General features: G+C 32.3%; 25 protein-coding genes. 15 read left to right on the top strand and 10 right to left on the bottom strand.

Annotated elements, in window-relative coordinates; translation table 11 throughout:
* Positions 1 to 5: 5 nt before the first annotated feature.
* Entirely contained in the window at positions 6 to 2,396 is a 2,391-nt protein-coding gene (locus tag Q0876_RS06380) for a two-component regulator propeller domain-containing protein (protein WP_299225287.1), read from the bottom strand.
* A gap of 108 nt (positions 2,397 to 2,504) precedes the next feature.
* Complete coding sequence (gdhA, locus tag Q0876_RS06375) at positions 2,505 to 3,848, bottom strand: NADP-specific glutamate dehydrogenase (RefSeq protein ID WP_299225285.1); 1,344 nt, start codon at positions 3,846 to 3,848, stop codon at positions 2,505 to 2,507.
* Between the two features lie 214 nt (positions 3,849 to 4,062).
* On the opposite strand from gdhA, the gene Q0876_RS06370 reads away from it, so the two are divergent.
* Positions 4,063 to 4,851 (top strand): glutamate dehydrogenase, encoded by a 789-nt coding sequence (locus Q0876_RS06370; RefSeq protein ID WP_299225283.1) that lies wholly within the window; start codon positions 4,063 to 4,065, stop codon positions 4,849 to 4,851.
* Positions 4,852 to 4,931: 80 nt separating this feature from the next.
* Here Q0876_RS06370 and Q0876_RS06365 read toward each other — a convergent pair whose 3' ends face one another.
* Positions 4,932 to 6,071: a cystathionine gamma-synthase gene (locus tag Q0876_RS06365; protein WP_299225281.1), complete on the bottom strand. Its 1,140-nt coding sequence runs from the start codon at positions 6,069 to 6,071 to the stop codon at positions 4,932 to 4,934.
* A 146-nt stretch (positions 6,072 to 6,217) separates the two neighbouring features.
* Here Q0876_RS06365 and Q0876_RS06360 point away from each other — a divergent pair, with 146 nt between their 5' ends.
* Positions 6,218 to 6,940 carry a DUF3298 and DUF4163 domain-containing protein gene (locus tag Q0876_RS06360; protein WP_299225279.1) on the top strand — a complete coding sequence of 241 codons (723 nt, stop codon included), beginning with the start codon at positions 6,218 to 6,220 and terminating at the stop codon, positions 6,938 to 6,940.
* Here Q0876_RS06360 and Q0876_RS06355 read toward each other — a convergent pair.
* On the bottom strand, positions 6,937 to 8,184 hold the full coding sequence (locus Q0876_RS06355) for a sodium:proton antiporter (protein ID WP_299225277.1): 1,248 nt from the start codon (positions 8,182 to 8,184) through the stop codon (positions 6,937 to 6,939). The two genes, Q0876_RS06360 and Q0876_RS06355, sit on opposite strands and share 4 nt — an antisense overlap.
* A 74-nt stretch (positions 8,185 to 8,258) precedes the next feature.
* On the opposite strand from Q0876_RS06355, the gene Q0876_RS06350 reads away from it, so the two are divergent.
* Together Q0876_RS06350 and Q0876_RS06345 are read left to right on the top strand one after the other, a co-directional pair.
* Positions 8,259 to 8,618, top strand: a complete 360-nt coding sequence (locus tag Q0876_RS06350; protein WP_299225275.1) for an arsenate reductase family protein — start codon at positions 8,259 to 8,261, stop codon at positions 8,616 to 8,618.
* Positions 8,611 to 9,498: a DMT family transporter gene (locus Q0876_RS06345; protein WP_299225273.1), complete on the top strand. Its 888-nt coding sequence runs from the start codon at positions 8,611 to 8,613 to the stop codon at positions 9,496 to 9,498. Before Q0876_RS06350 ends, Q0876_RS06345 begins: the two co-directional genes overlap by 8 nt.
* On the opposite strand, the gene Q0876_RS06340 is transcribed toward Q0876_RS06345, so the two are convergent.
* On the bottom strand, positions 9,495 to 9,971 hold the full coding sequence (locus tag Q0876_RS06340; RefSeq protein ID WP_299225271.1) for a thioesterase family protein: 477 nt from the start codon (positions 9,969 to 9,971) through the stop codon (positions 9,495 to 9,497). The two genes, Q0876_RS06345 and Q0876_RS06340, sit on opposite strands and share 4 nt — an antisense overlap.
* Before the next feature lie 98 nt (positions 9,972 to 10,069).
* Between Q0876_RS06340 and Q0876_RS06335 the strand changes: the two genes are divergently transcribed.
* Genes Q0876_RS06335 through nadD form a run of 3 tightly spaced genes read left to right on the top strand, consistent with a single transcriptional unit; the run spans position 10,070 to position 12,120 of the window.
* Positions 10,070 to 10,927 carry a YicC/YloC family endoribonuclease gene (locus Q0876_RS06335; protein ID WP_299225269.1) on the top strand — a complete coding sequence of 286 codons (858 nt, stop codon included), beginning with the start codon at positions 10,070 to 10,072 and terminating at the stop codon, positions 10,925 to 10,927.
* Positions 10,928 to 10,948: 21 nt separating this feature from the next.
* On the top strand, positions 10,949 to 11,545 hold the full coding sequence (gene gmk / locus Q0876_RS06330; protein WP_299225267.1) for a guanylate kinase: 597 nt from the start codon (positions 10,949 to 10,951) through the stop codon (positions 11,543 to 11,545).
* Positions 11,542 to 12,120 carry a nicotinate (nicotinamide) nucleotide adenylyltransferase gene (gene nadD / locus Q0876_RS06325; protein ID WP_299225265.1) on the top strand — a complete coding sequence of 193 codons (579 nt, stop codon included), beginning with the start codon at positions 11,542 to 11,544 and terminating at the stop codon, positions 12,118 to 12,120. The genes gmk and nadD overlap by 4 nt, the downstream gene beginning before the upstream one ends.
* Here nadD and Q0876_RS06320 read toward each other — a convergent pair whose 3' ends face one another.
* The gene (locus Q0876_RS06320) at positions 12,121 to 12,480 is read right to left on the bottom strand and encodes a YraN family protein (RefSeq protein ID WP_299225263.1); all 360 of its coding nucleotides are present in this window, start codon (positions 12,478 to 12,480) and stop codon (positions 12,121 to 12,123) included.
* A gap of 40 nt (positions 12,481 to 12,520) precedes the next feature.
* On the opposite strand from Q0876_RS06320, the gene Q0876_RS06315 reads away from it, so the two are divergent.
* Positions 12,521 to 13,723, top strand: a complete 1,203-nt coding sequence (locus tag Q0876_RS06315; protein ID WP_299225261.1) for an AraC family transcriptional regulator — start codon at positions 12,521 to 12,523, stop codon at positions 13,721 to 13,723.
* Between the two features lie 74 nt (positions 13,724 to 13,797).
* The gene (locus Q0876_RS06310) at positions 13,798 to 15,936 is read left to right on the top strand and encodes a serine hydrolase (protein ID WP_299225259.1); all 2,139 of its coding nucleotides are present in this window, start codon (positions 13,798 to 13,800) and stop codon (positions 15,934 to 15,936) included.
* On the opposite strand, the gene Q0876_RS06305 is transcribed toward Q0876_RS06310, so the two are convergent.
* Positions 15,917 to 16,681 carry a HEAT repeat domain-containing protein gene (locus Q0876_RS06305; RefSeq protein WP_299225257.1) on the bottom strand — a complete coding sequence of 255 codons (765 nt, stop codon included), beginning with the start codon at positions 16,679 to 16,681 and terminating at the stop codon, positions 15,917 to 15,919. The two genes, Q0876_RS06310 and Q0876_RS06305, sit on opposite strands and share 20 nt — an antisense overlap.
* Positions 16,682 to 16,695: 14 nt before the next feature.
* On the bottom strand, positions 16,696 to 17,565 hold the full coding sequence (locus Q0876_RS06300; RefSeq protein WP_299225255.1) for a winged helix-turn-helix domain-containing protein: 870 nt from the start codon (positions 17,563 to 17,565) through the stop codon (positions 16,696 to 16,698).
* Positions 17,566 to 17,693: 128 nt separating this feature from the next.
* Here Q0876_RS06300 and Q0876_RS06295 point away from each other — a divergent pair, with 128 nt between their 5' ends.
* Positions 17,694 to 18,290 (top strand): YceI family protein, encoded by a 597-nt coding sequence (locus Q0876_RS06295; protein WP_299225254.1) that lies wholly within the window; start codon positions 17,694 to 17,696, stop codon positions 18,288 to 18,290.
* Between the two features lie 73 nt (positions 18,291 to 18,363).
* Here the strand turns inward: Q0876_RS06295 and Q0876_RS06290 are convergent, their stop codons facing one another.
* Positions 18,364 to 19,374: an LD-carboxypeptidase gene (locus Q0876_RS06290; protein WP_299225251.1), complete on the bottom strand. Its 1,011-nt coding sequence runs from the start codon at positions 19,372 to 19,374 to the stop codon at positions 18,364 to 18,366.
* 7 nt (positions 19,375 to 19,381) lie between these two features.
* Between Q0876_RS06290 and metG the strand changes: the two genes are divergently transcribed.
* Together metG and Q0876_RS06280 are read left to right on the top strand one after the other, a co-directional pair.
* Entirely contained in the window at positions 19,382 to 21,496 is a 2,115-nt protein-coding gene (gene metG, locus Q0876_RS06285) for a methionine--tRNA ligase (protein ID WP_299225249.1), read from the top strand.
* Positions 21,497 to 21,561: 65 nt separating this feature from the next.
* A complete protein-coding gene (locus tag Q0876_RS06280) occupies positions 21,562 to 22,143 on the top strand; it encodes a hypothetical protein (protein ID WP_299225247.1) in 582 nt (193 codons plus the stop codon).
* A gap of 7 nt (positions 22,144 to 22,150) precedes the next feature.
* Here Q0876_RS06280 and Q0876_RS06275 read toward each other — a convergent pair whose 3' ends face one another.
* On the bottom strand, positions 22,151 to 24,217 hold the full coding sequence (locus Q0876_RS06275) for a hypothetical protein (protein WP_299225246.1): 2,067 nt from the start codon (positions 24,215 to 24,217) through the stop codon (positions 22,151 to 22,153).
* 245 nt (positions 24,218 to 24,462) lie between these two features.
* On the opposite strand from Q0876_RS06275, the gene Q0876_RS06270 reads away from it, so the two are divergent.
* From Q0876_RS06270 to Q0876_RS06260, 3 genes are all read left to right on the top strand, one after another.
* Complete coding sequence (locus Q0876_RS06270; RefSeq protein ID WP_299225244.1) at positions 24,463 to 24,936, top strand: lipocalin family protein; 474 nt, start codon at positions 24,463 to 24,465, stop codon at positions 24,934 to 24,936.
* Between the two features lie 2 nt (positions 24,937 to 24,938).
* Entirely contained in the window at positions 24,939 to 25,646 is a 708-nt protein-coding gene (locus Q0876_RS06265) for an OmpA family protein (protein WP_299225242.1), read from the top strand.
* Between the two features lie 71 nt (positions 25,647 to 25,717).
* Complete coding sequence (locus tag Q0876_RS06260) at positions 25,718 to 26,620, top strand: histone deacetylase (RefSeq protein WP_299225240.1); 903 nt, start codon at positions 25,718 to 25,720, stop codon at positions 26,618 to 26,620.

Raw genomic sequence — 26,620 nt, 5'->3', positions numbered from 1 at the left:
TTAAATTATCTTACGATAAGTAACTTTAATACTTTGGTTTCTAGCGAATCTAAATCTGTAATTAGTATAAGGTATACTCCAGTAGCAACTACATTATTTGCTAAATTTTTACCATTCCAGATTGCAAGACCACCATCTATAGCGAAATTATAATTTGCTCTTGATGTTCTTTGATTAACACGAGATTGTGCTTCTGCAACAAGATTGCCTTCAATATCAGTAATTTTGATATTCACATTTTCAGTAATGCCAGAAATTTTTACTCCATTATTAATATCATTTAAATTGTCAAAGCCTAAAATATTGTACTCAGGTCTAACTGGGTTAGGATATACGAATACGTCATCTAAAGTGTCTTTTGGCTTTGACCCTCCTGAGGAAAAAGAGACTAGACCATCTGTAGTAGCTATAAAAACAACGCCTGAGTCGGGATCAATTGAAACATCATTGATTGTATTTGACGGTAAGGGAGAGTTATCAGTAGTGAACTGAAATATGGTTTCTTGACCATCTGGGGTAAAGTAAAAAACTCCTGCATCTGCTGTGGCTACCCATTTATTATTTGAGCCATCTACCTCGATATCTGTAATAACCTGATTTGATAATAACTCTTTAGGAATGCCTTCTTCTAAAATTACAATATTATTGACAGCTTTATTAGTAAAAAAGTTAGACGGATTAAATAAAACTCTTAAGCCTCTATCGGTTCCAATCCATAACTGCCCATTATTATCAATTGCTAGAGATGTCACATAAAGAGTTGGGAAGTTATTTTCCTCACCTGCAGAAAAATCTAAATCAAGCCCGTTATTTCCTTCATTAAACCCTAACAAACCAAAAGAAAAACTTCCTATGAATTTTGTTTGTCTACTGTCTATTACTAAAGATGAAAACCCAAGATTAGAATTTGCAGGTGGTATGGGTATAATAGAGGTAAAGTCAAAAGATGACCATTGTCCGTTTTCAAATTTATTCAAAGGCCTTTCCGTACGAGAATTCATGACCCATAACGCCCCATTCCTATCAAAAGTACTAACCGAGACAAAAGCTACAGAGCCATTAAATCGAGTCAATGTGCTGTTATCTTCAGTATACATTATTGTAGGAACTTCATTATTCAATTCCAATAATCCAGAAAAATGCGATGTAATAAAAACTTGATTTGTATTAAAAGGATTAATCGATATATCTGATAAGAAATCAGGAGAATCAACAGCGCTGGCAATACTATCGTACACTATATTTCTCCACTCCTCATCTATGTAGCGACTTATTCCAGACCGCCTGACACCTCCGCTTGGGCTAAATGTCCTAGAATAACCTCCAAATACTGCCCATAAATCATTAGCTGATGATTCTAAAGAAAAAACATTGTTTTTTAACGGTCCGTTTGGATGAATCTCTTCAAAAGATGTTACGTCACTAAATGTAGTATTCAATATTCCTCTTCCAGGTTTTCCTTGACCAACTTTTCCTCTAGATCCAATGAATATTTCCGCTTCACTGTTAATCGTAGCTGCTGTAAATGTTATTCCTAACGCATTATTATTATCTACTGTAACAAGAAGATTAAATTCACTATCATAAACAAAGACATTATTAATAGTTGTAATAATTAAATTTGAACCAAAACTTCTTGTGTCTACTGGCAACAATGGAAGAGTAGCTATAGGTGAGAGTGGGTTGTCTAATATTTCAAAAACTTGTCTATTAAAAGCTACTGCATAAATATTGTCGTCAACATTTTCAACTGATATAATATTACCTCCTCTAACTAATGCCCATTGATTAAAATCAATAAGATTCGGATTTGCTAGTTCTGCCCTTCTTATTCCATTTCCTTGGCTACAAGCTGCATAAATGAACCCATTATAAACTGTAGTTTGATTTACGTTAATTTGAGAGCCTCCGGTTCCTATAAAATAAGTATCACCAAACTCTAACCGCTCTATATCGTAAACAGATATCCCGTAATCTGTTGAAATGTACAATAACCCATTATGTTCATTAAAATGATTAATATTCTTTTCATTAGGCGGAATTGTAACTTTATTCAATATGTCTATAACTGTTAACACTTCATTATCACTCAACACAACATCAATTAAACCAGTATCATAACCAATAATTAAGGTGTCAAAAGTATCGCTATAATGTATACTTGATATAGTTCCTCCAGATAAACCCTCAATTGTGCTTATCTTTGTAATTTCATTAGTATTATAGTCAAAAGTAAATACAGCATTTTCTGAGGCTGCATATAATATATCTTCACCACTAGAAAAATCTACGATATTAAGATAAGAGAAATGACCTTGCCACAAATCAGAAAAGTCTTGAGCGCAAAGGTTTAAAGACAGAATTAAAAAAAATAATACTGTAAGTATTTGTTTCATAAAATCAAATATATTTATTACTAACGACTTAATTTAAATAATCATACATAATGTCATAAAAAAAGCTCCCAAAAACAATTTTGGGAGCTTTTTTTTATTCTACTTTGTTTAAACTACACCTTGTGCCATCATAGCATCTGCAACTTTTACAAAACCTGCAACATTAGCACCTTTTACATAATCTACATAACCATCATCTCGTGTTCCATAAGTAACACATGATTGGTGAATGTCGTCCATAATTTTATGAAGTTTAGCATCTACTTCTTCACGTGTCCAATTCAATCTTAAAGAGTTTTGGCTCATTTCTAATCCTGAAGTTGCTACACCACCTGCATTAGATGCTTTTCCTGGTGAGAATAATACTTTCGCATTTTGAAAAGCCTCAATAGCCTCTGGAGTAGTTGGCATATTTGCACCTTCTGCTACTGCTATTACATCATTATTAACAAGCGTCTTAGCTTCATCACCATTTAACTCATTTTGAGTAGCGCAAGGAAGTGCAATATCACAATTCACAGACCAAGGTCTTTCACCTGAATGATAAGTAGCAGAGGTGTATGTATTTACATATTCGCTTATTCTTCCTCGTTTAACATTTTTCAAGTCCATAATAAATGCTAATTTTTCAGCGTCTATTCCGTCTGCATCATGTATGTAACCACCAGAATCAGACATTGTTACTACTTTAGCACCTAACTGAGTTGCTTTTTCACAAGCATATTGAGCCACGTTTCCAGATCCTGAGATTACAACTGTTTTACCTTCTATCGTGTCTCCTTTTGTATTCAACATATTTTGAGCAAAGTATACACAACCATAACCTGTAGCTTCTGGTCTAATCAATGAACCTCCATAAGACATCCCTTTACCAGTTAAAACGCCAGTAAATTCATTCTGAAGCCTTTTGTATTGCCCAAACATATATCCTATTTCACGACCTCCTACACCAATATCTCCAGCAGGAACATCTGTGTTAGCGCCAATATGTCTAAATAACTCTGTCATAAACGATTGGCAAAAACGCATCACTTCGTTATCACTTTTTCCTTTAGGATTGAAGTCTGAGCCTCCTTTTCCTCCACCCATTGGTAATGTTGTTAAAGAGTTTTTGAAAACTTGCTCGAATCCTAAAAATTTAAGAATACTTAAATTCACCGAAGGATGAAAACGCAAGCCACCTTTATATGGCCCAATTGCTGAGTTAAACTCTACTCTAAAACCTCTGTTTACCTGAGTATTACCTTGATCATCAATCCAAGGCACTCTAAAAATGATTGTACGCTCAGGTTCAACCATACGCTCTAATAGCATTTTCCCTTGATATTTAGGGTTTTTTTCAATAAAAGGAATTACTGTTTCTGCTACTTCGTGCACTGCTTGTAAGAATTCAGTCTCATGACTGTTTTTTTCCTTAACAAGATTCAAAAAAGCTTCTATTTTATCTTTCATGTATTAAATTATTAATAATCAATGTTGATTTTCGCACCACAAAGATACATTATCTTTAAAATTTACGGATATTTTTTTTGATATTCTCAATATTAGACTCATGAAATAATGATAATTTAATATGAAAATGAAGTAGGTCTTTTACTTTTGTTTGGTAGTTAGGTCAGTTTTTATATATTTGTTAACAAACTATGCCCTCAGTAAATTTAAACCTATGACGCTTAATTTTAAACAATTAACATTTATATTCGTTTTTGTAATGGGTATGAATTGTAGTTTTGCTCAACTTGGTTTTTCTCACGAAATAGGTATTATTACTGGACCTGTTGCTTTTCAATCAGATTTTGGAGTTCGTAACGATTTTGAGACTAATGCTGGGAACACTGGTATTGGTATTGGTATTGTACATTATATTAATTTTGCATATCGAGCAGACTGTAATTGCTATTCTACTGACACCTATTTTAATGATCACTTTAAGATTAGAAACGAAATCTCGTGGAATAGAACTAGATTAGACCATTTTGGTAAATGGGTAGATGACTCCAGAGGTAGTGAAAATGCTGAACGTTTAAGAAGACATTCTGGTATTGCTAAAAACTTTGATATTGGTACTCAAATAGAGTACTTCCCTAAAAGCATTCGTTCTTTTCAGGCCTTTAGTTATTCTTTTGCACCATATATAAGCTTAGGCGCACATTTTACGTCTTTTAACCCAGAAGCATCAACAACTTATGGTGATGGGAATATTAATAATGCAAGTAATTTTTATTCTTATTGGGAACCTGGTTCTATTAATCCAGAAGGCGGAACAACTTGGTCTGTCGTGGCTAGTATAGGAACTAGATACAAGCTAACACCTTTATCTGATTTAATGATTGATTTGAGATGGCAGCACTTCTTTGATAACTTAGTCGATGGCTTAGATCACCAATTAGATTCAAACAAAGCTAATGATTGGCTTGTGTGGTTAAACTTTGGCTACATTTATTATTTAGATTAGTTTTTAATTTTTCAAACATAAAAAAAGACCAAATGGAAAACTTGGTCTTTTTTTTGTTTATATATGATTGATAAGATTAATTAACCTATCGCCTGCTTTAAATCTGCTATTAAATCTGCTTCATCCTCAATACCAACGCTCAGTCTTATTAAAGAATCTACAACTCCTGTTTTTTCTCTTTCTTCTTTTGGAATGCTTGCGTGGGTCATACTAGCTGGATGACCAGCTAAAGACTCAACACCTCCTAATGATTCAGCCAAAGTGAATATTTTTAAATTCTCTACTATTCTTATTGCTTCTTCATAATCATTCCCTTTTGTTGTAAAAGACACCATTCCTCCAAAATCTTTCATTTGTGCTTTAGCAATAGTATGATTCGGGTGACTCTCGAAACCTGGCCAATACACTTTTTCAATTTTTGGATGGTTTGCAAGGTATTCGGCAATCGCTTTCCCATTTTCACAATGACGTTGCATTCTAATATGTAGTGTTTTAATTCCTCTTAGTGCTAAAAAACTGTCTTGAGGCCCACAAACTGCACCACTTGCATTTTGAATAAAATATAATCGCTCTGCTAGATCTTTATCTTTAACGACTAATGCTCCCATGACCAGATCACTGTGTCCGCCTAAATACTTTGTTGCCGAGTGCATCACAATATCTGCTCCTAGATTTAGCGGTTGCTGTAAATAAGGTGTTGCAAATGTATTATCAACTGCAAGTAATAGATTATGCTTTTTAGCAATCTCAGCAGTAGCTTTTATATCAACGATATTCATCATTGGATTAGTCGGTGTCTCAACCCATATTAGTTTAGTATTCTCATTAACATAATTTTCAATTTTAGAAGCATTCTCCATACCGATAAAATGAAAGTTTATACCAAATTTCTTGAATACACTAGTAAAAAGCCTATACGTACCTCCATACAAATCATTGGTAGAGATCACCTCATCGCCTGGTTCTAATAACTTTATTACAGCATCTATTGCTGCTAGCCCTGAACCAAATGCCAAACCGTGATTTCCATTTTCAATGCTAGCAAAAGCATTTTCTAATGCATTTCGTGTTGGGTTATGTGTTCTAGAGTATTCATAGCCCTTATGACCTCCAGGTGTAGATTGCGCATAAGTAGATGTTTGATATATTGGTGGCATTACAGAACCATATGCTGGATCATGCTCTTGACCACCATGTATTGTTTTTGTATTGAACTTCATATTTTAATTTTTATAGAAATACTAAGTCGTACATAGACTCAAATCATTTCGTTTTTTTTGTAATAGACAACAAATTTAAGCTTTAATTCGTTCTATTCAAATGTATGTAATACCTTTATTGTATGTTTAACAGAAACTCTTAAATTTTGAAAAAACTCATCTTTATGCTTGCTCTTGCAATCGTAACATTTTCGTGTAAAAAAGACATAAAAGTTGATTTTACTGAATTCAATATTGAAGCATCAGAAGACACAGAAATATCAATAAATTATCCAAAAGCAATAGGCGACGACACTGTTGCTAAACTTATTAACAAAACACTGGAAAGCTATATCATAAATCAAACTAATTTAGAAGAAAAAGAGCTTTCAAATATCTCAGTTGGTGATGCTATAAAACGATTTAATGAAGAATTCAATGCCTTCAAAAAAAATTTTCCAGATTCTTCTCAGAAGTGGGAGTTATTAATTGATGGAGAGGTTACTTATCGCTCTCTAGAGGTGATTTGCATCGCTTTAAATTCTTATGTCGATACAGGAGGTGCTCATGGTAACACTAATGTTAGGTTTTTCAATTTTAACCCTACAACAGGACAGTTGATATCAAAAGAAGGACTAATTGATGATATTGATGCACTTTCAAAAATTATTGCAAATAGTTTAAAAGCTAATGTACTAGCTAAAGATTATAATCAACCCATGGAAGATTTTTTCTTTGGAAAAGGATTTCAATTACCAGAAACCATAGGCTTTAGCGATGAAGGACTAATCATACTTTATAACCCATACGAAATTGCTTCTTATGCTCAAGGCATTATAGAATTCACTATTCCATACGAAGAGGTAAGTTCTTTTTTAAAGGTCTATTAATTAGCATCTTTTGTAAGCCTTTTTATTATAGGCTCTACAGTTAACCCTTGACCTATTATAGATACTACTACAATAATATAAGTAATCACAAGAAACAACTCTCTGTGCATTTCTTGAGTTAATGTTAAGGCTAAAGCTATAGAAATTCCGCCTCTGAGCCCTCCCCAAGTCATAATTAAATTTGTCTTTGGGATAAATTGTAATTTCTTAGCATAAAACTTTATAGGCAACCATAAAGATATATATCTACACAACAGTACTAAAGGGACAGCTAATAATCCAGCAATGATATAGTTTAACTCGAATGTTAAAACCAACATTTCCATGCCTATCATAATAAACAATACTGCATTTAAAAGCACGTCTATCATTTCCCAGAACTTATCTACATAAGCTTCGGTAACTTCAGACATAGCAGAACTTCTAACCGTATCATGACCAACGATCAATCCAGCTGTTACCATTGCCAAAGGCGCAGACATGTGTAATTTATGAGCCAATAAACTTCCTCCCATTACAGTGGCAAGTGTAATGATAACTTCTACTTCATAATTATCTATAGATTTCATCAACTTATAGGTGATATAGCCTAATATAATTCCTAAGCCAACACCTCCTAAAACTTCAATACCAAACAACTCTAGAATCTCTGAAACTTCTATAGCTGCATTTGGGGAATTTGCAATAGAGAAAATAGTTAAAAACACAACTACGCCTACGCCATCATTAAATAATGACTCGCCAACAATTTTAGCTTCAAGGTTTTTGGGCGCCCCTACTTTTTTAAGAATACCTAAGACTGCAATTGGATCTGTAGGTGAAATTAGTGCGCCAAATAATAAACAATAGATAAAGTTGATATGGTATCCAAAAGCTTCAAACATGAAGTACATCAAAATCCCAACTAAAAAGGTGCTCACTAAAACACCAATTGTAGCAAAAGCCAATACAGGACCTCGTTGAATTTTGAGCTGATTGAAATTGGTGTGTAATGCTCCAGCAAATAGCAGAAAACTTAACATTACATCAAGAAGTACTGTTTCAAAGTCAATTTGTGTGATTAACTCTTTTTCGGTTACTAATAACGTGTCATCAAATTGACCAATTGCAACAACTACAATTGTAAATATGATTGTAATAAGCATTAATCCAATGGTAATTGGAAGTTTTAAAAATTTAACGTTGATGTAACTAAAAAGTGCAGATAATACAATCAATATTGACGCAATTGTGAAATAATCCATGTCCCTTAATTTTTTTCTAAAAGTAACTATTTTTCCTTTTAAATCTGTTTACTTTGTATTTCAAAACACCACTGATGAATATATTTTACTATCTGAAATCTTGTAGTACTTGCATAAGAATTATTAAAACTCTCAACTTGCCTGAAGACGTTGCTCTACGAGAAATAAAGTCTAATCCAATTACAGAATCAGAATTAGAAAAATTAAAAGATCTAGCTGGTTCTTTTGAAGCACTATTTAGTAAACGTGCACAACTTTATAAATCTCAAGGCTTAAAAGACAAAAAATTAACTGAAGTCGATTTTAAAACCTATATTTTAAAACATTACACGTTTTTAAAACGCCCTGTTCTTGTATACAATGGTAACATATTCATTGGGAATACTTCCAAAACTGTAGATGCCGCTAAAGTCTATATTCATTTAAATGAATAGCAGAAAGTTTGCAATAATAGCGCTTTTTCTAGTTCAACTTTTGTATGGATTAAACTACTCATATGCTAAAATCATCATTAACCAAGATTTTGTTAAACCGTTTGCATTGGTGCTATTAAGAGTTGGTGGTGCCACAATTTTGTTTTGGATTTTAGGTCTCTTTTTAAAGCAAGAAAAAATAGATACCAAAGATTATTTTACCTTTTTCTTAGGCGCTGTATTTGGAGTCGCAATAAATATGCTACTATTCTTAAAAGGCTTAGAACTTACCTCTCCTATTCATGCATCTGTAATTGTAACTATTACACCAATTCTCATTTTAATCCTATCGTCGTTTTTCTTATCAGAAAAAATAACCAAATTAAAAATTATAGGTGTTGTATTAGGGTTTTGTGGTGGTATTTTACTAACACTTTTAGGTGAATCTACTCGAATTGGAGATAATGTTCCGCTTGGAAATACCTTTATCTTCGTAAATGCAATATCCTATAGTATTTACATAATTATCATAAAGAAACTAACTGCTAAATACCATCCATTTACTTTTATAAAATGGCTTTTCTTATTTGGTTTAGTGTTAGTCATCCCTTTTGGGTATTCTGAAACCACACAAATTCAATGGCACACATTTACACCTAATGTTTGGTTTTCTGTATTATTTGTAGTTATTGGTGCCACCTTTGGCACTTACATTTTAAACCCTTTAGCATTAAAATCGCTTAAGGCTTCAACCGTAGGTATATTCATCTATTTACAGCCCGTAATAGCTGGCGTTTTTGCTATAATGAAAGGGATAGATGCTGTAAGTCCAGTTAAACTTATCGCAATGTTTCTAATTTTTTCTGGTGTTTATTTGGTGACTAAAAAACCTAAAGTCTAACTTAAATTTTTGGGGCGTTTCCCACCATTACGCATGTCTTCTTTAGTAAGTGTTTTGAAGTCTTCAGATTTTGGAAGCTTATATAATATGAGTTTTAAATCTTTAGGAAGTATGGTTAGTTTTCGTGTTTTCAAATCAATCCAAGAACCTAAAACATCACATGATGCTAAATGCTTTCCATCTTTATCATAGAAGTTATGCTCAAACTTAAAAAACATGCCATCTTCACTTAATCCAGAAACGCTTAAACTTACTGAAATGGTCTCGCTTAAAAAGGATTCTTTAAAATAATAAATCTGCTCAGAAAACATAATTGGTCCAATACCATTTTTAAACAATTCTTCTATAGATAAGCCCTTATCTTTAAAGAAATCAACACGTGTATGACTCATATAGTTCACATATGCTGAATTTGCTAAATGACCATTTGCATCAACATCACTCCATCTAATTTCAAAATCTTTTTTATACATCTAATATTATTTAGACTTGCAAAGTTATTGTTTTTTGTAATGAACTTATCCTGACTTTACGATTTTCCTTACCTTTGCTCAACTTTTAAAATTTGTACATGATACAATCTATGACAGGTTATGGAAAATCTGTAATACAGCTTCCGACCAAAAAAATATCAATTGAAATAAAATCTCTTAATAGCAAAAATCTTGATCTTAATACGCGTATGCCTTCTATGTATCGTGAAAAAGAATTAAGCATTAGAAAGTTGATTGCTTCAAAATTAGTAAGAGGTAAGGTTGATTTTTCATTGTACATGGAAATTACAGGAGAAGAAACCTCAACTCAAATTAATACTACGGTTGTTAAACAATATATGAAACAATTAAAAGCGGTTGTTGATGGCGATGAAACCGAGCTTTTAAAAATGGCCATTAGGCTGCCAGATGCAGTTACCACTGAGCGTGATGAAATTGATGAAAATGAATGGAATCAAATTGCTGAAGTCATTGATAACAGTCTTGAAAAAATTCATAAGTACAGGTTAGATGAAGGAAAAACCTTAGAAGCAGATTTTATAAATCGCACTCAAAACATATCGCAATTATTAGAACAGGTGATAGCAATGGATCCTGAACGTATTCAAGGTGTAAGAGAACGTCTTACTAAAGGTATTGCCGAGATAAAGGAAAAGGTAGATGAAAATCGTTTTGAGCAGGAGCTGGTATACTACATTGAAAAATTTGATATCACGGAAGAGAAAGTTCGTTTAAAAAATCATTTAGATTACTTTTTAAAAGCATTAAGATCTGAGGACTCAAATGGCAAAAAATTAGGTTTTATCTCTCAAGAAATGGGAAGAGAGATCAATACTATAGGTTCTAAGTCAAACTATGCGCCAATGCAAAAATTGGTTGTTCAGATGAAAGATGAACTCGAAAAAATCAAGGAACAATTATTGAATGTACTATAACACCCTCAACAGATTGTATTAGTGAAGAACGACAACAACATAAAAAAAGGCAAACTAATTGTATTTTCTGCACCTTCAGGTTCAGGAAAGACAACTATTGTTAGACATTTACTCAAACAAAAAGAGCTTAATTTAGAATTTTCTATTTCAGCAACATCAAGAGAAAAGCGTGGCAAAGAGATTCATGCAAACGATTATTATTTTTTGAGCCTTAAAGAGTTTAAAAATAAAATCAAGAACGATGAGTTTTTAGAATGGGAAGAGGTTTACAGAGATAATTTCTATGGTACACTTAAAAGTGAAGTTGAGCGTATTTGGGCTAAAGGAAAACATGTTATTTTTGATATAGATGTGTCTGGCGGATTACGTATAAAAAAGAAATTTCCAAAAGAGACCTTAGCTATTTTCGTCAAACCTCCCGATCTTAATGAACTTATTATAAGATTAAAGGAACGTGGAGAGGAAAGCGAAGAGAAAATTAGTATGCGCGTTGCAAAAGCACCTGCAGAATTGGCTACTGCACCTCTTTTTGATGAGATTATTTTGAATAAAGACTTAGATACTGCCTTAGAAAAAGCGTATCATCTTGTTTCAAATTTTATTAATGACAAGTCATGAAAATAGGCTTATACTTTGGCACTTTCAATCCAATCCACATTGGTCATTTAACAATTGCTAATCACTTGGCTGAGCATAGTGACTTAGACAAAGTTTGGTTTGTGGTTACACCTCATAGCCCATTCAAGAAAAAAAGTTCGCTATTAGACAACAGGCAACGTTATGAAATGGTTTATCGTGCTACCAAAGATTATATAAAGCTAGAACCTAGTGATATAGAGTTTAATTTACCTCAGCCAAACTATACCATAAATACTTTAACCTATCTTCAAGAAAAATATCCAAAATATGAGTTTGCCCTCATTATGGGTGAAGACAACCTTAAAAGTTTTCATAAGTGGAAAAACTATGAACTCATTTTAAAAAATCATCATATTTATGTATATCCTAGAATCTCTGAAGGTAAGGTAGAAACACAATTTGATGATCATCAAAAAATTCATCACGTTGACGCTCCAATTATGGAATTATCATCTACCTTTATTAGAAATTCTATAAAAGAAGGCAAAAACGTAAGACCAATGCTGCCTGAACATGTTTGGGAATACGTTGATGAGATGAGTTTTTACAAGTGATTAAAAATGATAAAATGCATTTTCTAAATGCTCAATATCTAATTGATCACCATTTTTAATAATCGCAATAATATCAAAACGAACCTCTACATCTAATTGATTTGATATTACAAATGTATCCACAGCTTTAATGATTCGCTGAATTTGTTTTGACTTCAAAAAGTCTTGAGGGTTTCCAAAATCTTTAGTCGAGCGTGTTTTAACTTCTACAGCGACGAGTATATCTTTTTTTTTAGCAATAATGTCTACCTCTGCTTTTTGGTATATGTAGTTTCTAGCTATAATTTTATAACCGCTTTTTAAAAGAAAATCGATTGCAAGTTGTTCGCCTTTTTTTCCTAACTCATTGTGGTTTGCCATTTTACTAAAATAGAAAAATAGTATTACATTTAACTCGTAAATGCATACACTCAATTTTATCAACTTGTTAATCGATTTCCCATTTAGTTTTGGACAAAAAAGTTCATTGCTACTTATTTTCTTTTTTCATGGTATTATATTTTCTGTATTAAGCCTTAGGATAGGAATACTAAATCACAATAAATCTAGCAAGTGGCTTAGCCTCTTGTTGTTTTTATATACCATGTATATTACACCTTACATGCTAGGCTATGCAAATTGGTATGATGGTGAAACAACAAAAGAAATTTTATTTTTTATCCCATTTATGCAAGTTCTTTTAATAGGCCCAGTAGTATACTTTTATACGCAGAGCCTATTAAACAGATCATTTGTACTTTCAAAAAAAGATTGGTTTCATTTTATACCAACACTACTCTATTTAATATATAGTTTAATCATTTTTATTACTGATAAACTTATACTTGACAAGTATTATTTTTATGCAGACGGCAGAGATAAAGACCTTGCTAATTGGTATCAAGCAGCAGGTTTAATCTCTATGGGTTTTTATCTAATTTTGAGTCTGCGATATTATGCTAATTATAAAAAGTTAATTTTTGATACTGTTAGTTATGCTGAAACTATACTATTCAACTGGATCAGGAATTTTATGATTGCATTTTTATGTATTCTAATTCTTCGTATTTTATTTTTTATTCTGAACCCTGATTGGGGCGAATTTGGAAGTCAGTTTTGGCATTATATTTCTTTCTCTTTCGTGTTTTATTACATTTCTATAAATGGCTATACCAATGCTGTAAAATCATCTGTTTTTTATATTACTAATTCTAAAAATGAAGCAATTTTCACTAAAACAGATGAGCAAAAAACAGTATTACAAGATATAGGAGTTGATAAAGATATTGAGCTTTGGAAAGCTAAGATTCTTGTTTTAATTACAGAAGGTAAAATTCACGAAAATCCAACATTAACGTTAGCAGATGTCGCTGAAAAGCTAAATACACATACTAAAACCATTTCTTCAGTTATAAATAATGGCTTTGAAATGAATTTCAATGATTTTATCAATCATTATCGCGTAGAAGCCGTAATTGAAAAACTGAAGAATGGTGAACAAAACACCAAAACACTTTTAGGAATTGCATTAGAATGTGGCTTCAATTCAAAAGCGACATTCAATAGAGCTTTTAAAAAGAATACCTCGCTTTCTCCAAAAGAATACCTTGTTAAATTATCGTAAAAAAAGGTCTCAAATCTAGATTTGCAGCGTTCTATATTGTAATTATCATGACTTTTGATGCAAATTAAAATTTTATGATGAAAAAAATAACCATTCTATTAGTTCTTCTTCTTCCAACTTTAACTTTTGCTCAAGAACAAGTAAAAAAAATTGATTCAATTGTTAATTCAAAAATTGAAGAAAATGATCCTGGACTAATGGTTGGTATTGTAAAAGATGGCAACATCATTTATGAAAAATACCGTGGTCTAGCAAATCTTGAGCATCAAGTAAAAGTTAGTGAAAAAACACGTTCCAACATTGCTTCTACCGCTAAACAATTTACAGCATTGATGATCTTACAACTATCACTAAATAATAAACTAAGCTTAGAAAGCGATATCAGAACATATATACCCTCATTGTATCCTAAGGTGAAAGACACAATAAAGATTCGACATTTATTGAATCACACCAGTGGAATTAGAGATTATGTTGACTTGATGAGTATAAAGAATAAAATTTGGTGGAAACAAGTAGGCTTAGATAATGACGATGTAATTGAATTGATAGAAAAACAAGAGGAACTGGCTTTTAAACCTGGATCAAAATATACGTACAGCAATTCTGGTTATAATATCCTTGCAAAAATCATTGAAAAAGTTTCAGAAAAAAGCTTCAATGATTACTCAAAACAATTCTTCGAAGATTTAGGAATGAATGAAACTTCATTTGTTAAACGTTACATGAGTGTTATTCCTAATAGAGCTAATCCTTATTCTGATTGGGGATATGGTGAATGGTTTCATACTCCAACAATAACTAAAACTAATGGTGAAGGGTTTCTGTATACAACACTTAAAGATCAATTAATCTACGAGCAGGCTTTACAAAATGCGAATCTCAACAATAATATTTTATTGATTAAAAGTCAGCTGCCTATTCCTAATAGCGAAATAACAACTTATGGGTTTGGACTTAAACTCAAAAATCGTTTAAATAGATCAGCTATACACCACGATGGTGTTACGCATTCATATCATTCACAAACGATTCGATTCCCTGAAGAAAAACTAACTGTTTTTATAATGAGTAATCATGGTAATATAAGGAGTGACCTTATTGCTGATGAAATTGCATCTGTTTTACTTCCTAAGAAAGAAATAATACGGAAAGAAACATATGATAATCAGTTCTACAAAGTTTCAAATGATAAAGAACAACAAATTCTAGGAAAATATATTTCTCCTAGTGGATCGTTGATTCGAATTGAAGATGATAAAGGAAAGACGTATTACAGAGATGCAGAAAGCGGTTACGATTTTGAGATCACCAAAGACAGTAAAAATATGTATTCATTTGTTTATAATCCCAAAATGAAAACAGTTTTTTACAAAAATGAAATGATTTTATTTTCCCCAGAAGGTTGGACTAAAACAAATAAAAGAAGTCCTGACTTATCAGCTTCTTTTGAAGATTTAAACGGTATTGTAGGCACTTATTACAGTAGTGAATTAGAAATGAGTTTTGAGCTTAAACTAACCAAAAAGAACACGCTCAAAATAGTAATTTCAAATCGTGATAACGAATTAGACGTTCAAATTCTCAATAGAAATGAGTTATTAGCTGACAATTACATTATTATGAAAGTTGAAAGAGATGTGTTTGATAGGGCTACTGATATATTAGTAACTGTTAGTAATAGAGCTAAGAATAACAGATTCAGAAAGAAAACAAATTTAAAGTTTCAACCAAAAATAACTACAGAAAATGGAACTATTCAAGTAACAACGATTGGGTCAATAGATGGAGAAACTTCAGATATTCTATTGACCAAAAACCATCCAAATGGAAACGAGATTTGGAATAAGAAATTTGGTGGTAAAAGCTACGACAAAGCCAGTTCGATACTGGCTACCAACAATGGATATCTTATTATAGGGTCAACAAGTTCATATGGCAACGGAAACTATGATATGTTTGTCATTAAAACAGATAAACAAGGAAATAAAATTTGGCAAAACTCTTATGGTGATTTTTACAATGAATATGGCTATTCAGCTGAAAAAACAGACAATGGGTATTTGATAAAAGGAACTAAACAATATTGCACTTCAAACAGTGACATATTTAATAGAAAGTGTACTAATAATGTTTGGGTTGTAGCCATCGATAAAAATGGGAACGAAATTTCAAATACAGTTTTAGAAGAAATCAAAAAGGATTATAATTAACATCTATATAGTTAATAGCTTCCTGCTGACTTAACACGGCAAATTTTTTATAACGATTATGAACGTCCACAATTTCATCTAAAGCCTTTTCAACCAATGGTTTATTTTTCCATGTATTGAGGTGTGCAACTACTGTTTTTAAACAGCCATTTTTATATGCTATTTGCCCAAGCACATGTACCAATGTATCTGAAACACGCTTGGTATTATCAAACTCTAGCACTTTGAGTAATGGCAAAATATCTTGAGGATGTGTTCGACCACGAAGCTCAATCCCATGACATATTTCACGCCTAATCTCTTTGTTGGGATGTTTTAAATATGGCTTTGCCCAAGCGAGAACTGGAACAGGATTTTTCTCTCCCATTTTTTTAATAGACCCAATCACAGCATTCCTAACACGGTGATGATGATCAAATAACCCAACATCCATGATACGTTGTATCTTATCAAAATGAAATTTACCAATCTCTCCAGCAGCATTAATTACAGTTTGACGAATGAGTTCATCTTTAAACTCTAAGAGCTCATTTAAGGTAGAAATAATTTGGTATTGTAACTGTGGTTGAACATAGAAGATTTTGCCTGTTGCCAAGTAAGCGGTCTTTCGAATGTAAGTATCCTCATCTGAAAAATAACTCACTATATTTTGTGTTCTCTGTTTAGCTAAGTCTTTTACAATAAGCTCCTTTATTTTTTCAACAAGAGCATCGCGTTCAGGTTTTGACAAATCGTAAAAAGCCATACTATCTCAACTATTTATTCTTTAATTACTTCCAATTTATAACCCACACCATGAACATTAGTTATTTTTATACTTGGATCATCATTGAATTTCTTTCTCAACTTAGAAATATAAGTGTCTAAGCTTCTACCAACAAAAACACCATTATCTTCCCAAACTCTTCGTTCTAATTCTTCACGTTTTACAACGTCATTCAAATGCTCATAGAAAATCTCTAATAATTCGCATTCTTTCTTTGAAAGACTGATCTCTTGTGCTGATTTTACCAGCTTGTGTTTCTCCGGATAAAAACGAAAACTTCCAATAGCAGCATAATTTTTATTAGGTTTACGGTTTGATGTACTTGATCTCTTATGGTAATACATCATGAAGATCATTAGTAATGTAATACCTAATAAACCAATCCAAATAACATTACTTTTATAAAATGGCACTGTTATATCTGTAAAATATACTTCAATAAAATAACAATTATTAGGCAATAGCCTTCCTGCACATGGAATTATAGTCTGTTCTTCGGAAGCACTCATTTTATAACTATAAGCAACTTCTTCATCTGAACATTGAATGACTTCAACACGGTAATTTTCTGTAAGTGAAGCTTTATTGAAACTTTGTTGTATAACTTCTACTAAATTACTTGGATCAAATGACAAGTCATTATCAAGAGAAAGTCTATACTTTGAAACCTCAAGAACTACAACAGGTAAAATCAAAGAGGTTGAGTCTTTATTAGATAGCAGTAGTTGATTACCTGCGTCACGTAATGCAATTTTAACACGCTCAGTAGGGACTTCATTCTTTTTGTCTAAACAAGAAGTAATAAAGGACAGCCATAATATTACACTAAGTGTAACTAATAAAGGGTTGCATATTCTATTCATAATGACTGTAAATAACAGACAATTTTATGACTTTTTACAATGGTTGACACTTCTTTTACACTTTTTTGACACTCTTTTGATGAGCTCAAGATAGTTTTATCAAAAAAACAAAAAATCATTTAAACATCATGAAAAAACAAACAGTATTACTCGTATTTACAATTTGTACAATGGCATTGTCTTTTGCTCAAACCTCATCTAAGACTCAAGAAAAATTAACTATCAATACGTCAAAGAGTGAAATCAAATGGTCTGCTGATTATGCATTCTATTTTGGAGGGCATTATGGAACCATAATGTTCAAAGAAGGCTTTTTCATAAAGTCTAATGATGTTATTTCAGGAGGAGAGTTTGTTATTGATATGCACTCTATCAAAAATACCGATATCGAAAAAGAAGACGCTAACTTAAGTCTTGTAGACCATCTGAAAGATGGAGATTTCTTTGATGTAAAAAAGTTTCCCACTGCTAAGCTTATCATAACTAACGTCATCTATCATGATCCTACACACATGAAAATAATAGCCGATCTTACTATAAAAGGAAAAACCATGCCCATAGATTTTCAAGCTGAAGTTGATTTTAAAACAAAACAAATGCTAACAAAGTTTAAAATTGATCGTACCCGTTGGGAAATTAATTATGGCTCAAAAAGCTTAAAAGAAAACTTACAGAATAGTGTGATCTCAGATGCCATAGGATTTGAAGTAAAGCTTAGTTTATAATTTTTAACAACACAAAATGCCTCTCAATTATTCTTAATGATTTAGAGGCAAACAAATTTATATACTTAGTGATCTATTGATATACAATTGTTGATTGCCTTTTTTCAACGCTTAACGCTATCGTATTTCCAAATACCAAGGCGCGATTATCTTTTTCATGACCAGCAGGCATGTTAAACGCTATTGGAAAATCATAATCTGCCAAAGCATCTAAAATTAATTGTTCAATAGAGGTTCCCCAAAGTGTGGTGTTCTTTCTTAGTTTACTCATATCTCCAACTACAACTCCTTTACAATTATCAAAATAACCAGCACGTTTCAAACTTTGTAACATACGGTCAATATGATATTTGTACTCACCAATTTCTTCGATGAACAATATTTTTCCAGAAACATCAATACTGGTTTTAGAACCTAGCATGGTATGTAACATGGTTAGATTTCCACCAACTAATTGACCTTGAGAATCACCTACTCTGTTATAATTTGAACCTTCAAGCGTATAGTTAATTGGACTCCCAAATATGGCAGATTTAAAAGTATCGATCGATGTTTTAACCTCTTCGAGATCTTTGGTCAAACTCACACACATTAGAGCATGAATACTTTGATACCCTTCATTGTGGACTTGATTATGCAAGGCTGTAATATCACTATAACCAATAATCCATTTAGGATTAATTTTGAACTTAGTATAATCTAACTTATCTAAAATACGAACAGTACCATAACCGCCTCTAGCACACCAAATAGCACTAATTTTTGGGTTATCTAATGCATTTTGAAAATCTTCACAACGTTCGGCATCAGTACCTGCAAAATGATCTGCTTTACTAAATACATGTTTACCTACTACTGCGTGTAAACCCCAACTTTTCAATAAAGCCACTGCTTGTTCAACTTCATCATTTCTGTTTTTCAATATGCCCGAAGGTGCAACAATAGCTACAGTATCTCCAGTTTTCAAATAAGGTGGTTGTATCAAAGCCGTTTGATTTTGTTTTACAGATTTATTTTGAGCTGTTCCTTTTCCAAAGAAAAAACTAAAACAACATATCAGGAAAAAATAATGCATTTTCGACATGTTGTAAATGTACATTTTTTTTCAATATGGCTTGCAAAATGTGTACTTTTGTAGCTTGTTAAAAAACGAATTCAGAATGCCTAAAAGATATACAATTACTGCTGCTTTACCCTATACAAATGGTCCAATACATATTGGGCACTTAGCAGGTGTCTATGTTCCTGCAGATATATATGCGCGCTACAAACGGTTAACCGGAAATGATGTCGCTTTTATTTGTGGTAGTGACGAACATGGTGTACCTATAACAATTAAAGCTAAAAAGGAAGGGGTTAGCCCTCAAGATATTGTAGATAAATATCATGCAATCATTAAAAAATCATTTGAGGATTTTGGTATTACTTTCGACAATTATTCACGTACTTCAGCAAAAATTCATCACGACACAGCTTCTGAGTTCTTTAAAACCTTATACGATAAGCATGAGTTTTTAGAAGAAGTTACAGCTCAATTATACGATGAGGAGGCGAATCAGTTTTTAGCCGATCGTTTCGTAACTGGAACCTGTCCAAAATGCGGCAATGAAGAAGCATATGGTGATCAATGCGAAAATTGTGGGTCTAGTTTAAATGCTACAGACCTTATCAATCCTAAATCAGCAATTACTGGTAATGTTCCAACTTTAAAAGAAACAAAACACTGGTTTTTACCACTCAATAAATATGAAGACTTTTTAAAAGACTGGATTTTGAAAGGTCACAAAAACGACTGGAAGCCTAATGTCTATGGTCAAGTAAAATCATGGATCGACGATGGCTTAAGGCCGCGAGCTGTTACACGGGATTTAGATTGGGGAATTCCAGTACCAGTTTCTGGTGGTGAAGGTAAAGTACTCTATGTATGGTTTGATGCACCTATTGGCTACATCTCTGCTACCAAAGAATGGGCTGCAAAAGAGGGTAAAGATTGGGAACCATATTGGAAAGATGGAAACACTAAATTAGTACACTTTATTGGTAAAGACAATATTGTGTTTCACTGTATAATTTTTCCGTCAATGTTAAAAGCAGAAGGCTCTTATATTTTACCTGATAATGTTCCTGCGAATGAGTTCTTGAATTTAGAAGGTAATAAGCTATCAACCTCTAAAAACTGGGCAGTTTGGCTACCTGATTATTTAGAAGACTTTCCAAATCAGCAAGATGTATTACGTTACGCATTGACTGCTAATGCACCTGAAAGTAAGGATAATGATTTTACGTGGAAAGATTTTCAAGCAAGGAATAACAATGAGTTGGTTGCCATTTTTGGAAACTTCATTAATCGTGTTGTTGTTCTTACCAATAAGTATTATGATGGTGTTACACCTGAAGCTTCTGAATTATCACAAGTAGACGAAGAAACGCTAGCGGCTGTTAAAGCTTATCCTTCGGTAATTGAAAGTTCAATTGAACGTTACCGTTTTAGAGAAGCTAGTCAAGAATTAATCAACCTGGCTCGCTTAGGAAATAAATATTTGGCAGATGAAGAACCTTGGAAATTGATTAAAACAGATGAAGCTAGAACTAAGACGATCATGTTTGTAGCACTTCAAATTGCAAGTGCTCTAGCTACATTAAGTGAACCCTTTTTACCATTTACTTCAGATAAATTAAAAAAGATTTTAAATGCAACTGACAACTCGTGGCATGATGTATCTTCAAAAATCACATTACTCGCTTCAGGACATCAAATTGGAAAAGGTGAATTGTTATTTTCAAAAATTGAAGATCAAACCATCCAAGAACAGCTCGATAAGTTAGAAGCAAGTAAAAAAGCCAACGAAGCTGCTAATAAAACACTTGAGCCTCAGAAAGATATTATTACATTTGAAGACTTTACTAAACTAGATATGAGAGTTGGCACTATCTTAGAAGCAGAAAAAATGCCAAAAACTAAGAAGTTGCTTATTTTAAAAGTAGATACAGGAATCGATACAAGAACTATTGTTTCTGGTATTGCTGAAAGCTTTACGCCTGAAGAAGTGATTGGAAAGCAAGTGACAGTTTTAGTCAATTTGGCACCAAGAAAACTTCGTGGTGTTGAAAGTGAAGGGATGATCTTAATGACCGAAACTTCAGAAGGGGAACTGGTATTTGTAAATCCAGATACTACAGTTAATAGTGGTTTGCAAATTAGCTAACTATCGTGTCTATAGCGCCAAATACGAAACAAACTTCAATATCAGAATATCTGTCTTTGTTTACAATGACAGTACTTACTTGTATTGCTGTATATAATAAAAGTGTTAGTGTATTTTATTTATTGTATTTGTTTTGGTGGGACGAACTTTTAAAAACTAGTTTTGATTTGCTGAAATACGTGAGTAAAAAACAAGAATTAAACTTACCTAAAAGTAGTTTAATTAATATTAGAACTCGTTTTTTCTTCTTAATGATCTACATTGTATTCATTGTTGTCATTTTTGGTTTCGTAATAGACTGGAAAAATAATGATTTAGTTATAAACAACGTTGCGGTCCTGCTATTTAAGAATACGCTTTTTAATTTTAGTTTGGTAACATTTCTATGTCGAGAAGTATACCTATACTTTCGTGAAGAGAATTTATTTATAGGACATCATATTTTGTCTCAAGGAATAATCACACTTCACCTATCCTTAATTTTTGGTATTTTGTTATGGTTTTTTTTAACTCAAAAAATACAATTATTTGAAGCCTATGCTAGTATTATTGCTCTTATACCATTTTTATTGATAAAGCTCTATTTTGAAGTTAGAGAAATTCAGCATAATCAAAAAAAGCGTTTAAGTTTATTAAAGGCAAAATAACCTATGCTTAGTTATTTTTATAATCTTTGATCAATTTACCGCGACTAAATTCTCCGTAAATTTGATTTTCAGTATCTCTGTAAGTCACTACGGCTTTTCCTGTTAATTCTCCTCCTGTGATCACACCAAAATAAATAGACTTCTGATCAACATACATTCCTGTTCCTTCCCTATTACCATTATTCCCGTATTGCCCAATGTAAAACGTATTTATTTTTACCCATTGATATTGTCCAACTTTATAACGCTTTCCTGAATTAAAAAATCCTGAGTAAATATCTCCATTATCATATTTAATACTTCCATAGCCATTAGTACAATTCCCTAAACAATTACTACCAGAAATAACACCATTTTTATAATCATTTAACATGTCTTTTATCAGTTTTCCATCACTATAAATGCCAGCTTGAGTTGTTTTATCATTAGTAACAACATAACCGTATCCATTCATTGTATTATTATACCATTCACCATAGTATTGTGATCCTGAAGCTTGCCAATAATATATGCCAAATCCAGACTTATTTCCAAAAGCATAATTTCCAGTATATCTATCACCATTAGCAAAAATTTGTATGGCGTAGCCATGTGATTTTCCAGAACTAAAAAACCCTTTAATTGTAGTGCCATTTTCAAATTTATAAGTTCCATAGCCATCACTACAGTTGCCTGAAATACAACCTGAAGTTAATACATTTTTAGAGGCATTGTTATTTATAGAATTAGATACTTGTTTTGAATCGTTAAGCTTGTATGTATCTGTTTGCGAATTATATTTACGTCCAGGATAAATAGTTGAAGGTCTTGCCTCTTTATAATCTGGCAAATAATAAGTAGGTTCTTTTGCTTTAAACAAAACTCCATCTGTATTATTAAATGCAATTGTGTAATCTGAATTATTTAAAACCTTACCTTGGTGTATAGTCATCACTTTGCCATCTTCTTTTATGAAAAGGATATTGTCTTTAGAATTTAATTCTTGAAGCGGATAAAATGTAAAACTCTTAGTTGGGTCAAATTTATTGAATAGTGTTTTATTTAGATTTGCATCATAACAAATGTAATAGTTTGATTGTGTAATTACCTTGTATGTATTTGGCAAATAAATTGAATTTGTAATACTAGCACCTTCATAATTCAAAAATTTACTTCCGCTAGAAATTTCAAGGTAAGCATTGCTATTCATGTAAACTTTGCTAAAATTTTGAGTGGTGTTATTTTTGGTTTCATTAAAAATATCTTCAAGGATTAAGTATTGCGATTTAAAAACATCATAGATCATCATGTGTTTATTATTGATAATTCTGGCATAAATAATATCGATTCGTTTACCATTTAAAAAAAACTTACAATCTAAAATCTTATTAAAACTTGAAATAGAGGGTTTGTTATAAACTACAGAAAACTGATTTGATTGCTTTTTAATGTCTCTAAAATAAATAGCTGAACTTTTATAACTGCTTATTGGGTTTCCGTTGTCATCAAAAGTCATTTTTAAGTCATAGTTTCCTTGGCTAATAAGGTGTCCATCTTTGTAAACAAAAGATGTCTTTAACTCAGGTGTTTTACTCATATCTGTTTCGTAAACTGTAAGCAAACCTCCATTCTTTTGGTAACTGTAGGTTTTTATTTTACCATATTCATTACTTTTTATAAGACGTCCTTTATTATCGTATTCATAGACTTTATCAGATCCATGAGTTGATTTAACTCTAATTAACAACCCTTTTTGATCATACTCGTAGGTCTCAGTTTGAAACCCGTTAAAAGGATATGTCTTTCTTTCAATATGCCCATTAGCATTAAAATAAAATGATTGTCCACTTGTAGTTGCAAACGGAAGGCCATTTTTATATAAGTACTTACCAATATCAAAGGTTTTTTCTTGAATTAAGAATCCGTTTTTGTCAAACATAAATTCTTCAAAAGTGAATACATCTCCTTTTAAGTTGAAATGTTCTTTTTTATACTTCAACACAATTGGATTTTTTGGCGCATTTATTAGATCTATATTTTGAGCACATATAGATGAATAAAATGCCAACATGAAACCTACAAACAATAACCTCATACGACTAGATTTTAATGAAGATAAATGTAGTATCTACTAGCAAATGAATCCATACGACGAATGACGTATATTAAGAATAATAAATCATCATCCTAGAAATCCAATTACTTGTTTACTTTTGAGAGTCTTAAACTAAAGATTAGATTTAGTATTTTTAATGGATATATCATTTGAATTAATATTCAAACGATATGCATCACTTTCAAGAATCTTAAGTTGTTAATTTTGAATTAAAATAAAAAAATATGAAACGAATACTATTACTATTAACCATATTTTGCTTGCTATCTTGCGGAGCATCTAAAACCGTTAGGAACTCAAAAAAGGTCATCAAAGGGAACTGGACGCTAAACGCTATTACTTATAGTAAATCAGGAACATACAATGTAACCTTATTAAATGATGCTAGCAAAACGTGCTTTGAAGGAAGCAGCTGGCAGTTTATACCAAACAACAATACTGGTGTTTACACAATAAACAGTCTGAGTTGTCCTGAAGGCGATCGAAACTTTATATTTACCATTGATGAAGTTGACGAAACTACAGGTCTCTATGATTTCTTGTTAAAACCAACGAATGAAAAAGGCAAGTCAGAAACAAACTCTGGTTTTAGATTGAATCTTACCGCTCTTACAAACACGACTATGCAATGGCAACAAAGCTTAACTGTAGAAGGAAGTCCTTTTATAATATCTATGAACTTTATAAAAACACAATAATTATGAAATTATATTCAAATAAAATTATAGTAGGCTTTATGGCTATAATCATAACGATTAGCTTAACCAACTGCAAAGCTGTACAAAATTCGAATAATAAGCAAAAGGGAGCTGTAATTGGTGCTGCTGGTGGTGCAATATTAGGAGCCATAATTGGTAATAATGTTGGTAAAGGTGGAAATGGTGAACTTGGTGCTGTGATTGGTGGTGTTGTTGGTGGTGCTGCAGGGATCATCATTGGAAATAAGATGGATAAACAAGCACAAGAAATAGAGAATGAAATTCCTGGAGCTGTTGTAGAGCGTGTTGATGATGGTATTGTTGTTACTTTTGATGAAAATAGCGGTGTATATTTCAACACAGATAAGTATAACATTAATAGTGCTTCACAGAATACGTTGAATAAGTTAGCTGGTGTATTCAAAGAATATCCAGACACCAACATATTAGTCGTAGGGCATACAGACTCTGTAGGTTCTGAAGATTATAACATGACACTATCTAAGAATAGAGCCTATGCAGTATCTGATTATTTAACTAGTGTAGGTATAAACAATGGTAGACTCACCACAAATTGGTTTGGTGAATCACAACCAATGCATGATAATTCTACTGCAGAGGGTCGCGCAAAAAACAGACGTGTAAATGTAGCCATCCTTCCAAATCAACAAATGATTGAAGAAGCTAAGCAGGAAGCTCAAAAAAATTAAGCATTCAAATTAATATATCATAAAACAAGTTCATTCTGAGCTTGTTTTTTTATTATTATTTTTGAAATTCTATGCTAAAAATTGCCTTTCACCCCATTTATAAACATCCACTACCTGAAGGTCATCGGTTTCCAATGTTAAAGTATGAACTGTTGCCTGAGCAACTTCTTTATGAAGGCACGTGTACTAGCGAAAACTTCTTTCTGCCTGAAATCCCTAATGATCAGCATATTATTAATGTTCATACTGAAGCCTATTATCAAGACTTAAAACAACTAACTTTAGATAAAAGGGCTGCTCGTAAAATTGGATTTCCGCTAAGTAGAGCTCTAGTAGAACGTGAAGTCATAATTGCTGATGGTACCATTAAAGCAAGTAAATTTGCTCTGCAATATGGCATTGCTATGAACATTGCTGGTGGGACACACCATGCCTATACCAATCGTGGTGAGGCGTTTTGTTTATTGAATGACCAAGCTATAGGTGCACGATATCTCCAAAAACAAAATTTAGTACAACGAATTTTAATTGTTGACCTTGATGTGCATCAAGGTAATGGAACAGCAGAAATCTTCCAAAATGATACTTCTGTATTTACGTTTTCAATGCACGGAAAAAGTAATTATCCCTTTAAAAAAGAACATAGTGATCTCGATATAGCACTAGAGAACGACACCGACGATACAACATATTTATCTATTCTTTATGAAGTACTTCCAAAATTAATCACACAAGAGCAGCCTGATTTTATCTATTACCTCTCTGGTGTTGATGTTATTGTATCAGATAAATTAGGGAAATTAGGAATGACTTTAGCGGGTTGTAAAGCAAGAGACCGATTTGTTCTTGAAACTTGTAAGTTAAATCAGATTCCTGTAATGTGTAGTATGGGAGGTGGTTATTCTCCAGATATTAAGATTATCGTTGAAGCACATGCTAACACCTACAGATTGGCTCAGGAAATTTTCTTTTAA

The sequence above is a fragment of the uncultured Psychroserpens sp. genome, from assembly GCF_947503375.1.
GTDB lineage: Bacteria > Bacteroidota > Bacteroidia > Flavobacteriales > Flavobacteriaceae > Psychroserpens.
This window is presented reverse-complemented; position numbering and strand designations above follow the sequence as displayed.